Raw genomic sequence first — 11,656 nt, 5'->3', positions numbered from 1 at the left:
CCCCCGGACGCTTCTCGCGTCCGGGGGCGACGTCGTCGAAGTGCCTGCGCGTGAGGTCCAGGTGGGTCCGACTCCGTGGCGGACACGGCCGTCGGACGACGTCACGCGTGCCGGCAGGACCCGTGAGATGGGTGCCGGTCAGTCCTCCACACCGGGGTAGTCGTCAAACTCGTCCTCGCCCTCCTGCGCGAGGGCGTCGCGCACGACGCCGAAGGAGACGCCCGGCGCATAGCCCTTGCGCCCGAGCGCCCCGACCGCGCGGCGCACGCGCACGTCGCGGTCCAGCCCACGGGTGCGCGCCACGTGCTTGCGGGCCAGGGCCAGGGCCGCCGCGCGCTCGTCGTCGGGGTCCACCTGCTCGAGGGCGTCCGCGGCGGTCTCCTCGGCGATGCCGCGGCGGCGCAGCTCCATCGCCAGCGCGCGCCGCGAGAGCCCCCGCTCGGCGTGCCGCGTCCGCACCAGCATGTCGGCGTACGCGGCGTCGTCGACCAGCCCTACCTCGTCGAACCGGTCGAGCACCGGCCCCACGACGGCCTCCGGGTAGCCCTTGCGCGCGAGCGACTGCTCGAGCTCCGCGCGGCTCTTCGGAGCCGCCGTGAGGATGCGCAGCAGCGTCTCGCGGGCCTTCTCCGTCGCGTCCTCGACGGTCAGCTCGCCGGCCTCGAGACGCTCCGCCACCGTGCGGCGCGGCTGTCGCCGGCGTGACCTCCCGCCGTCCTCCGTGCCGTCCTCCGCGCCGTCCTCCGTGCCGTTGTCCGAGCCATGGCCCGACCCGGTCCCCGGGTGGTCCGCCCAGCTGTCGTGTGGTCGCGCCGAGCCGCCCTGACGGCGGCCGCGACGCTTCCCCACGCCGCGACCGCCCGGGGCAGTATCCCCCGACGTCATGCGAGCCCTCCCTCGGCGGCCACGACGAGCACCGTCCCGGTCGGGGCGGCGCTCACCCGAGCGAGCGCGACCCGAACGGTGCCGGAATCGGCGGCGCCCGTCAGAACGGCGCCTTCTTGCCCTTGGCGCCCGCCTTGGCGGCCGCCGGTGCCGGGTCCACGCTCAGCCCGGTCGCGGAACCCGCGGCCCCCTCGACGGGAGCCTCTGCCGCGGGGGCGTCCAGCTTGGCGCCGACGCCGAGCTTCTCCTTGACCCGCTTCTCGATCTCGTTCGCCAGGTCGGGGTTGTCGCGCAGGAACGCCCGCGCGTTCTCCTTGCCCTGGCCCAGCTGGTCGCCCTCGTAGGTGAACCACGAGCCGGACTTGCGCACGAAGCCGTGCTCCACGCCCATGTCGATCAGCCCGCCCTCGCGGGAGATGCCCACGCCGTACAGGATGTCGAACTCCGCCTGCTTGAACGGGGGCGCCATCTTGTTCTTGACCACCTTGACGCGGGTCCGGTTACCGACCGCGTCCGTGCCCTCCTTGAGGGTCTCGATGCGGCGGATGTCCATGCGCACCGAGGCGTAGAACTTCAGCGCCTTGCCACCGGTGGTGGTCTCCGGGGAGCCGAAGAACACTCCGATCTTCTCGCGGAGCTGGTTGATGAAGATCGCCGTGGTGCCCGACGCGCTCAGCGCACCGGTGATCTTGCGCAGCGCCTGCGACATCAGGCGGGCCTGGAGGCCGACGTGGCTGTCGCCCATCTCGCCCTCGATCTCGGCCTTGGGCACGAGCGCGGCGACGGAGTCGATGACGATGATGTCCAGCGCGCCGGAACGGATCAGCATGTCCGTGATCTCCAGCGCCTGCTCGCCGGTGTCCGGCTGCGAGACCAGCAGGGCGTCGGTGTCGACGCCGAGCTTCTTGGCGTACTCCGGGTCCAGCGCGTGCTCGGCGTCGACGAACGCCGCGATGCCGCCGGCCCGCTGGGCGCTGGCCACGGCGTGCAGGGCGACGGTGGTCTTGCCGGAGGACTCCGGGCCGTAGATCTCCACGACGCGACCGCGCGGGAGGCCGCCGATGCCGAGCGCGATGTCCAGCGCGATCGAGCCGGTGGGGATGACCTCGACGGGCGCACGACCCTCGTCGCCGAGGCGCATGACCGAGCCCTTGCCGAAGCTGCGGTCGATCTGGGCGAGCGCGGCCTCGAGTGCCTTCTCGCGGTCTGCCGTTGCGGGCATGTCGGTCACCTTTGCGTTCTGGGCGCGGCGGCTGCGCGCCGGCGTTCGTGGCTGCGTGCTCATGTTGTCGTCGACCGTACGTGCCGCCACCGACATGGTCGGGGCGGTCCGTCACGGCTGTGGAGGACGACTTCCGAGGACCCTCCTGGGGGCAGACTCTACCCGAACACGTGTTCGAGGCCGTCGTCGTCCCCGGGCGTGTCGCGCCACGTGCCGCCGGGTTGCAGGACCACCACGCGCACGTCCGGCGCCGCCCGGCGGCACGCCGCCGCGAAGGCCTCCCCGGCATGGTCCATCCACCCGCGCGGCAGGTGCTGCCCGCCCGGCACGTGCAGCGTGCCCCAGTGCACCGGGACCGCCACCCGCGGGCGGACCTCCGCGCACACCTCGGCGGCGCCGCGGGGGCCGAGATGGCCGCCCGAGAGCCGCGGGCCCCAGCCGGACACGGGTACGAGGGCCACGTCCACCCGCCCGCCGGCCAGCTCGCGCACCCGCCCCACGCCCGCGTGGTGCTCGGTGTCCCCCACGGCCCACACCGTCGTGCCGCGCCCGCGCACCAGGTGCCCGCTCGCGCCGTTCGGGCGGTGCGGCATCGGCCGGTCACCGTGCACCGCGGCGGTCAGGCGCACCTCCACGCCCGCGACGTCGTGCCAGTCACCGTGCTGCGGGGCGTGCTGCGCGGCGTGGTGCGCGACGTCGCGGCCGGGCGGGTGGCCCGCCGCGGGGGGCAGGTCGAGGCCGACGCCGCGCAGGCCCTTGCCGCGCAGCCAGCGGGCGTTGGCGGGCGCCGTGAGCACCGGCACGTCGCCGAGCAGCCGCAGCGAGCCCAGCTCGGCGTGGTCGTGGTGCAGGTGGGACAGCAGGGCGGCGTCGGCGCCCCGCCAGGCGTCCGTGTCCGGACGGTCGCCCCGGCGCCGCAGGAGACCCGCATGCCGCCGCAGCAGGGGGTCCGTCACGAGCCGGGCGGTGCCGCCTCCCGCGCGCGGGACGTCGAGGACGACGGTCGAGTGCCCGAGCCACGTCACCCGGAGCCCCGACGGGCCGGCGGGGTCGCGCCCTCCCGGTGCCCCGGTCACGGGCCCTCCCGCAGCCCCAGGGCGGCGAGCCACGCCACGAGCCGGCGGTGCACCGCCTCGGCGCCCACCAGCACGCGCGCGCCGTCCACGTCCTCGCGCTCGTCGTCGGGCACGACGAGGTCGGCCGGGTGCAGCAGCAGCGCCTCGCTCTGCGCGCCGCCGAGCCCTCCGTGCGAGCCCACGAGCCCCTCGAGCGCGTGCACCCGGCCCATCGGGCCGACCGCCGAGACGACCACCAGATCGCCGGCGTCCTCCAGCCCGGCGACGCGCAGCAGGTCGGCGCGGGCCCGCGACCCGTAGCCGGCCAGGGGGTCCCGGCCCGTCACACGGCCGGTCGCGAGCTCGTGCGAGCCGAGCCGCCCGCGCGCCACCGGTCCGTGCGCGCCGTGGACCACGACGAAGCCGACGGCCGGCGACTCGACCAGGCCGGGCACGAGCGCGGGCCATCGGGCCGCCACCTCCGCGGCCGACCGCCGGCGCGGCTCGCGGCAGAACCACACCATCCCGAGGTTGCCCGACCCGATCACCTCGACCTCGGGCAGGTCCGTCCGGACGGTGTCGCGGTCCGGACCGACCAGGAGCTGACCGTCGCCGTCGCCGTCCCGGCGCAGCGCGTGCAGCGCGGTGTTCGCCGGGCCCCACGCCTCGGCGTCCGCCCGGTCGCCCCGCGCCGGGGCGGGGATCGCCATGAGCCGGTGCACCTCGTCGGCGAACGACCGCCCCACGACCTGCTCGAAGGTGGCCCCCAGGGACTGCCCGTGGTCCGACACGACCACCGTGCGGTAGCGGCGCGGGGCGCCGCGCGCGATCTCCTCCCACAGCCCGACCACCCGGTCGAGCCCCTCCAGCGCGCGCAGCGCCTCCGGCCGCAGGGGGCCGGCGTGGTGCGCGATCTCGTCGTAGTCGACGAGGTCCACGCACACCACGGGCGCGCCGCGCACGAGCTGCTCGGCCACGAGCGAGGTGTTGAGGTCGCGCAGCAGCACGTTGGTCACCGCCCGCAGCACCGGGTACCAGCCCCGCCGCGCCACGCGGGGTCGCACCCCGCGCACCACCTGCTGCCACCCCTGGTACACCTCCTTCAGCGCCTCGCCGACGGTGCCGGCCACCGCCCGCACGAGCACGAACGGGCTGGAGAAGAAGCGGACGAACAGCTGGCCGGGACCCAGGCCCTCCGCCGCGCGGCTCATCACGAGCAGGCTGGTCGGCGCGTCGCCGGAGAACATCGTCGACACGGCCACCCCGCCGTCGGCAAGGAGCCCGCGACCGTCGGAGGCCGACCGCTCGACCTCGGCGGCGTCCGCCGGACGGTTCGTCACCATCAGGCGACCGAGCCGCCGCGACCACCAGCGGAAGGCCGGGACGGCGTCGGTGGTGCCGTGGAGCAGGCCGAGGGTGCTGGCCGGGGTGGTGCACGGGACGCGCGCCCACCACGACTCGAGCCGGTGGCTGCCCGACCCCAGCCAGCGCTCCATCGTGGGCACGAGCCCCGCCTCCAGCGCGTGGTCGAGCGTCGGGCGGGCCACGCCGTCGAGCATGACGACGAGCACGCCCGGGGGCCGGTCGTCCGCACCGCCGCCGTCGGCACCGCCGTCACCCGCGTCGTCCCCTGCGTCGTCGCGGTCGGCCCGGCGCGGGAGGCCGGCGCGCCGGCGGGCCCGGCGCAGCAGGTCGCCGACGACGTACGCGTTGTCGCGCGCCCCGACCACCCAGTGCCCGCAGGCCATCACCACCGCGGCGACGAGGAGCACGGCGAGCACGTCCGCCCACGAGTCGCTCGTCACCCCCGGGAGCAGCGTCAGCGCGGCCCAGACGACCAGCACCTGCGCGGCCAGGCCGAGCAGGAGCGCCACGACCGCCCCGCCGGCGCGCGCGAGTCGCCGCAGCGGTGCCCGCAGCAGCGCGTCGCCGAGGCCCACCACGAGAGCCGCGAGCAGCACGTCCCACGGGGACGTCACGCGCACGCCGTCGACCAGGGCGATCGCGACCCCGAGCCCGGCGGCCGTCGAGGCCAGGGACCAGAGGGCGGCGCGGACGTCGACCACCGTCACGAGCGGGGGCCGGTGGTCGCGCATGGCGCCATGATGCACCGCCCGCCCGACGTCGGCCCGGGCGCCGGGCGGTCAGCGGGCGGGCGGCGCCTGGCGGCGGTCGTCGCGACCCCAGCGGTCCGGCTCGGGGACGTCGAGCGCGTCGCACAGGGCGTGCCACACGTCACGCGGCTCGAGACCGGCCTCGAGCGCCTCGGCAGGGGTGCGGCCGTCGAGACGCGGCAGCACCTGCTCGCGCACGAGGGCGCGCCCGTAGGCGGGCCCGAAGACCTCGTCGACCAGCTCGGCGAACTCGCGATAGCGCACGCCCCCAGCCTCGCACGGCCGGGAGGGTCGCCGGCACGCCGGACGCCGCGACCGGCGGCGCGCAGGGCCGCGCAGTGCCGCCTCGCCCTGCGGGCTGTCGGTGCTCCCTGCCAGGATGACGACGTGGTCGTCCCCCCGTCCGGCGTTCCCGCCGACCCCGCCGCCGAGCCTGCCGCCGACTCTGCCGCGGGGCACGACGGCGGGCACGACGGCGTGCTCGCGCGGTTCGGCCCCGCCACCCGCGCCTGGTTCGCCGGGGCGTTCGCGGCGCCCACGGCGGCGCAGGCCGGGGCGTGGGAGGCGATCAGCTCCGACCGGCACGCGCTCGTCGTCGCCCCGACCGGCTCCGGCAAGACCCTGGCGGCGTTCCTCTGGGCGATCGACCGGCTCACCACCGCGCCGCCGCCGGAGCGCGCCCGACGCTGCCGGGTGCTCTACGTCTCCCCGCTCAAGGCCCTCGCCGCCGACGTGCAGCGCAACCTGCGCTCCCCGCTGGCCGGCATCCGGCAGGCCGCCGCCCGCGGGGGGCTCACGGTCGAGGAGGTGACCGTCGGCGCGCGCACGGGCGACACGCCCGCCTCGGAGCGCCGCGCGTTCGCCACCCGCCCGCCGGACGTGCTGGTCACCACCCCCGAGTCGCTCTTCCTCGTCCTCACGTCGCAGGCGCGCGCGGGCCTGGCGGGCGTCGAGACCGTGGTCCTGGACGAGATCCACGCGGTGGCGGGCACCAAGCGCGGCGCCCACCTGGCGCTGAGCCTCGAGCGCCTCGACGAGCTGCTGGACCGGCCGGCGCAGCGGATCGGGCTGTCCGCCACGGTGCGCCCCGCGCAGACGGTGGCCGAGTTCCTCGCCGGCCACCGCACGCCCGAGGACGGCGGCCGGGAGGTCGTGGTCGTGCAGCCCGAGGCCACCAAGAAGTGGGCGATCGACGTCGTCGTGCCCGTGCCCGACCTCGCGGACCTCGACTCCGGCGGGGTGCCGGACCCGACCGCCCCGCAGCCGGCGACCCCGGGGCCGGCCCCGGGCCACGGCGGAGCGCCGGGCGACGAGGAGGTGGACCTCACCGGCGACGCCGCGTCCCCGCTGCGCCGCGCCTCCGTGTGGCCGCACGTCGAGGAGCGGGTCGTCGACCTGGTCGCCGACCACCGCTCCACGCTCGTCTTCACAAACTCCCGCCGGGGCGCCGAGCGGCTCACCGCCCGGATGAACGAGATCTGGACCGAGCGCTCCGGGGTCGACCTCCCCGAGCCCGGCACGCAGTGGCCGGCGCAGACCCAGGGGCAGTCGGGCGCCTCGGTCGGCCTCCCGGACGGCGACGGCGCCCCGGTGCTCGCCCGCGCGCACCACGGCTCGATGAGCCGCGTCGAGCGCACCCGCACCGAGTCGGACCTCAAGGCGGGGCGGCTGCCGGCCGTGGTCGCGACGTCGTCCCTCGAGCTCGGCATCGACATGGGCGCCGTGGACCTGGTGGTGCAGGTCGGGGCGCCGCCGTCGGTCGCGAGCGGGCTGCAGCGCATCGGACGTGCCGGGCACCAGGTGGGCGCGGTGTCGCACGGCGTCGTCTTCCCGACGTTCCGCGGCGACCTGGTGCCGGCCACCGTGGTGGCGCAGCGCATGCGCGCGGGCGAGATCGAGCACCTGCACGTCCCGGCCAACCCGCTGGACGTGCTCGCCCAGCAGGTGGTGGCGGCCCTCGCGACGGACGACTGGCAGGCCGACGACCTCCTCGCCGCGTTCCGTCGGGCCCACCCGTTCCGTGCCCTCGGCGACGCGACGTGGCGGGCCGTGCTCGACATGCTCGCCGGCCGCTACCCCAGCGAGGAGTTCGCCGAGCTGCGCGCCCGCATCGTGTGGGACCGCGCCACCGGCCGCCTGTCCGGGCGGCCCGGCGCGCTGCGGCTCGCCGCGACCAGCGGCGGCACCATCCCCGACCGCGGGCTGTACGGCGTCTACCTCGCCACGGAGGCGCCGACGGCGGGCGCGCCGGCGGAGGGGGGCGGCGCGGCCGACCGGCCCCGCGGCGGGAAGCGCGTGGGCGAGCTGGACGAGGAGATGGTCTACGAGTCGCGCGTCGGCGACACGTTCACCCTCGGCTCCTCGACCTGGCGCATCGAGGAGATCACGCCCGACCGCGTGCTGGTGACCCCCGCGCCCGGCCTGCCCGGGCGCCTGCCCTTCTGGAAGGGCGACTCCCCCGGTCGTCCCGCGGAGCTGGGCCGCGCGGTGGGCGCGTTCGTCCGCGAGACCGACGCGCTGCTGGCCGACGACGAGGAGCGCGGCACCGCGCGCGGCCGGGACGTGCTGCGCGACGCCGGGCTCGACACCTGGGCGGCGGACAACCTCGCCGCGTACCTGGGCGAGCAGCGCCGCGCGACGGGGCGGCTCCCCGACGACCGCACCGTGGTGGTGGAGCGGTTCCGCGACGAGCTGGGCGACTGGCGCGTCGTGATCCACTCCCCGTTCGGGGCGCCCGTGCACGCGCCGTGGGCGCTGGTCGTCGCGGCGCGCCTGCGCGCGCGGTACGGCACGGACGTCGCGGCCATGCACGCCGACGACGGGATCGTGCTGCGGCTGCCCGACGCCGGCGACTCCGGCTGGGACCTCGGCGGCCCCGGCTGGGGCGGGTCCGACGGCACCGGGCACGGCACGGCGGGGCACGGCGACGCGCCGGCGGTCACCGCCGAGGACCTGCTCGTCGACCCGGACGAGGTCCTCGACGCGGTGCGCGAGGAGCTCGGCGGCTCGGTGATGTTCGCCGCGCGGTTCCGCGAGGCCGCGGCGCGCGCGCTGCTCCTGCCCCGCCGCCGCCCGGACCGGCGGCAGCCGCTGTGGCAGCAGCGGCAACGGGCGTCGCAGCTGTTGCAGGTGGCGTCGCAGTTCCCGGACTTCCCGATCATGCTCGAGGCGGCGCGGGAGTGCCTGCGCGACGACTTCGACGTCGCGGCGCTCACCGAGCTCATGCGCGACTTGCAGGGCGGCCGGGTGCGGCTGGTCGAGGTCACCACCTCGACGCCGTCCCCCTTCGCGCAGGCGCTGCTGTTCGGCTACACCGCCCAGTTCCTCTACGACGGCGACGCGCCGCTCGCGGAGCGGCGCGCGGCCGCGCTGTCCCTGGACCCGGACCTGCTGACGGAGCTGCTCGGCGAGCAGGGCGCCACCCCGCTCGCGGACCTCCTCGACCCCGGCGCCGTCGAGCGCACCGAGGCGGAGCTGCAGGCGCTGGCGCCCGACCGTCAGGCGCGGGACGCCGAGGGCCTGTGGGACGTGCTGCGGCGCACCGGGCCGCACCCCCTCGGCGCCCTGCGGGACCGCACCCGCGAGGACGCGCGCGCCCGGGTCGGCGAGTGGCTGGCCGACCTGGAGGGCGCCCGCCGCGTCCTGCGGGTCCGGGTCGGGGGCCACGGGGGCGACGACGCCGAGCAGTGGGCGGTGGTCGAGGACGCCGGCCGGCTGCGCGACGCGCTCGGCGTGGCGCTGCCCGTCGGCGTCCCCGAGACCTTCACCGAGCCGGTGCCCGACCCCCTGGGCGACCTCGTCCGACGCCACGCCAGGACGCACGGCCCGTTCCCCGCCGCGGACGTCGCACGCCGCTTCGGCCTCGGCATCGCGGTCGTGACCCAGGTGCTCGCGCGGCTGGAGGCGGCGGGCGCGGTGGCGCGCGGGGCGCTGCGGCCGTCCTCGCTGGGCGGCACGGGCGACGAGTGGTGCGACCCGGAGGTGCTGCGCACGCTGCGGCGCCGGTCCCTCGCCGCGCTGCGCGCCGAGGTCGAGCCGGTGGAGCCGGAGTCGCTCGGCGTCTTCCTCCCGCGCTGGCACGGGATCGGCACCCGGGTGGGCGGCGCCGGGTCGGGCGGCGGCACGCTGCGCGGCGCGGACGGGGTGCTCCGCGCGGTGGAGCAGCTCTCGGGGGCGGCCGTGCCGGCGTCGGCGCTCGAGACGCTCGTGCTGCCCGCCCGCGTCTCCGACTACTCCCCCGCGGTGCTCGACGAGCTCACCACCGCCGGCGAGGTGCTCTGGTGCGGGCACGGCCGGCTCCCGGGCTCGGGCGGCGGCGACGGCATGGTGAGCCTGCACCTGGCCGACGGCGCGCCGCTCACGCTGCGCGACCCGGACCCGGCGGACGAGGGCGGCCCGCTCGACAGCGACCTGCACCGGGCGGTGCTCGACCTGCTCACCGGCTCGGGCGGGTACTTCCTGCCCCGCCTCGCGGAGCTCGCGGACGCGGGCCAGGCGGCGACCCTCGACGCGTTGTGGGACCTGGTGTGGGCGGGCTGGGTGACGAACGACCGCCTGGGTCCGCTGCGCGAGTCGCTCGGCGGGTCCACGCGGCGCGGGGCCAGGCAGGGCGGCGGCGCGCACCGCGCTCCCGCCGCCCCCGGCCGGGCCCGCCCGGTGCGCCCCTCCCGCTTCGGGCTCGCCCGTCCGACGTCGGCTGCCGCCGTGCCGCGCACCGGTGGCGGGCGATGGTCCGCGCTGCCGGCCGCGGAGCAGGACCCGACCGTGCGGGCGCACGCCCTCACCCAGGTGCTGCTGGAGCGGCACGGCGTCCTGACGCGCGCGGCGGCGCCCGCGGAGGGCGTGACCGCCCGCTTCCGCGACGTGTACCGGGTGCTCCGGGTGCTCGAGGAGCGCGGGGCCGTGCGGCGCGGATACTTCGTCGAGGGCCTGGGCGGCTCGCAGTTCGCGCTGCCCGGTGCGGTCGACCAGCTGCGCACGGACGCCGCCGACCGCGCCCGGGCCCGGGACGCGCTCGTCGAGAGCTCGGGCGGCGCCGGTGGCGGCCGGGTCGAGCCCGGTGCCGTCCTCCTCGCCGCGACCGACCCGGCCAACCCGTACGGCGCGGCGGTCGCCTGGCCGCGCACGGCGTCACCGAACGCGGCGTCACCGCGCGCGTCGTCGTCCGGCGCCCGCGTCCCGGGTCCGGGGGACGACGGCGCGGGCTCGCACCGCCCGGGGCGCAAGGCCGGCGCCGTCGTCGTGCTGGTCGACGGCGAGCTGGTGCTGTTCGTCGAGCGGGGCGGGCGCACGGTGCTGTCCTTCGGCCGCGGAGACGCGGGCGACGGCCCCCGGCTCGCCGCCGCGGCCCGCCTGCTCGTGGCCGAGACGCGCGCCGACCGGCTGGGGCGCGTCACCGTGCAGCGGGTCGACGGCGTCCCCGCGCTCACCGCGGCCCGCGACCGGACCCCCGCCGCGGCCGCGCTGCTCGACTCCGGCTTCGGCGTGACGCCGCGCGGCCTGCGCCCGGCCTAGGGCTCCGACCGTGCCCGAGGGAGACGTGCTGCGCCTCACCGCCGAACGGCTGGGCGCCGCGCTGCGCGGCACACCGCTGGTGCGCGCGGACCTGCGCTGGCCCTCGGCGGCGGGCGTGGACCTCGTCGGGGCCACCGTCCGCGAGTCGGTCGCGTACGGCAAGCACCTGCTCACCCGGTTCGACGACGGCCGCACCCTGCACACCCATCTGCGGATGGACGGCTCCTGGCGGGTGTACCGCACGGGGGCCCGCGAGGCGGCCGGTCGCTCCCCCGCCGTCCGCGCCGTGCTGGCCACCGCGTCGTGGACCTGCCTCGGCCTCCGGCTCGGCATGCTCGACGTGCTGCGCACCCGTGACGAGCCGCGCCTGCTGGGCCACCTGGGCCCCGACGTCCTCGCCGACGACTTCCCGGAGCGGGTCGACGAGGGCGCGCTCCGGCTCGCCGCGGACCCCGCGCGTCCGCTGTGCGTCGCCCTGCTCGACCAGCGCACCGTCGCCGGGCTCGGCACCATCTGGACGGCGGAGTCGCTGTTCGCCACCCGGCGGTGGCCGTGGACCCCCGTCGGCGACCTGGACGGCGACGCCCGCCGTGCGCTGCTCCTCACGGCCCGGCGCCTCATGGCGCGCAGCGTCGAGACGGGGCGACGCACCGGGCTGGGGGCCGTCGAGCTCGCCGTGCACGGGCGGCACCACAAGCCGTGCCGACGCTGCGGGACCCCCGTCGCGCTGGGCAGCACCAGCGGCCCGGGCAGCCGACCGGACGGGGGCGAACGGGCGATCTACTGGTGCCCGACCTGCCAGGCCGCGCCCTGAACGTCCCCCATTTCACCCGGGTACACACAGATCCGGCCCCGCGGGCAACGCC

At 77.6% G+C, this 11,656-nt stretch carries 7 protein-coding genes; 2 read left to right on the top strand and 5 right to left on the bottom strand.

Annotated elements, in window-relative coordinates; translation table 11 throughout:
- Positions 1-138 precede the first annotated feature (138 nt).
- The 5 genes from ACFQ80_RS21780 to ACFQ80_RS21760 form a co-directional block, all read right to left on the bottom strand.
- Positions 139-885 carry a regulatory protein RecX gene (locus tag ACFQ80_RS21780; protein ID WP_430565110.1) on the bottom strand — a complete coding sequence of 249 codons (747 nt, stop codon included), beginning with the start codon at positions 883-885 and terminating at the stop codon, positions 139-141.
- 100 nt (positions 886-985) lie between these two features.
- Positions 986-2,107, bottom strand: a complete 1,122-nt coding sequence (gene recA / locus ACFQ80_RS21775) for a recombinase RecA (RefSeq protein ID WP_430552607.1) — start codon at positions 2,105-2,107, stop codon at positions 986-988.
- Positions 2,108-2,265: 158 nt separating this feature from the next.
- Positions 2,266-3,183 carry an MBL fold metallo-hydrolase gene (locus ACFQ80_RS21770; protein WP_430565109.1) on the bottom strand — a complete coding sequence of 306 codons (918 nt, stop codon included), beginning with the start codon at positions 3,181-3,183 and terminating at the stop codon, positions 2,266-2,268.
- Entirely contained in the window at positions 3,180-5,258 is a 2,079-nt protein-coding gene (locus ACFQ80_RS21765) for an alkaline phosphatase family protein (protein ID WP_430565108.1), read from the bottom strand. The genes ACFQ80_RS21770 and ACFQ80_RS21765 overlap by 4 nt, the downstream gene beginning before the upstream one ends.
- 48 nt (positions 5,259-5,306) lie before the next feature.
- Positions 5,307-5,540: a DUF3046 domain-containing protein gene (locus ACFQ80_RS21760; RefSeq protein ID WP_430552604.1), complete on the bottom strand. Its 234-nt coding sequence runs from the start codon at positions 5,538-5,540 to the stop codon at positions 5,307-5,309.
- 213 nt (positions 5,541-5,753) lie between these two features.
- Between ACFQ80_RS21760 and ACFQ80_RS21755 the strand changes: the two genes are divergently transcribed.
- Both ACFQ80_RS21755 and ACFQ80_RS21750 read left to right on the top strand, forming a co-directional pair.
- Positions 5,754-10,790, top strand: a complete 5,037-nt coding sequence (locus ACFQ80_RS21755; RefSeq protein ID WP_430565111.1) for a DEAD/DEAH box helicase — start codon at positions 5,754-5,756, stop codon at positions 10,788-10,790.
- Between the two features lie 10 nt (positions 10,791-10,800).
- The gene (locus ACFQ80_RS21750) at positions 10,801-11,604 is read left to right on the top strand and encodes a DNA-formamidopyrimidine glycosylase family protein (RefSeq protein ID WP_430565107.1); all 804 of its coding nucleotides are present in this window, start codon (positions 10,801-10,803) and stop codon (positions 11,602-11,604) included.
- Positions 11,605-11,656 lie beyond the last annotated feature (52 nt).

The organism is Isoptericola sp. NPDC056578, assembly GCF_042793275.1.
Classification (GTDB): Bacteria; Actinomycetota; Actinomycetes; order Actinomycetales; family Cellulomonadaceae; genus Isoptericola.
Note: the sequence above shows the minus strand (reverse complement) of the source record. Positions and strands in the feature narration are given on the sequence as shown.

Bases quoted from the DNA above. Each gene is read 5' to 3' on its own strand.
- ACFQ80_RS21780 (WP_430565110.1), bottom strand. From the start codon at position 885: ATGACGTCGGGGGATACTGCCCCGGGCGGTCGCGGCGTGGGGAAGCGT.
- recA (WP_430552607.1), bottom strand. From the start codon at position 2,107: ATGCCCGCAACGGCAGACCGCGAGAAGGCACTCGAGGCCGCGCTCGCC.
- ACFQ80_RS21765 (WP_430565108.1), bottom strand. From the start codon at position 5,258: ATGCGCGACCACCGGCCCCCGCTCGTGACGGTGGTCGACGTCCGCGCC.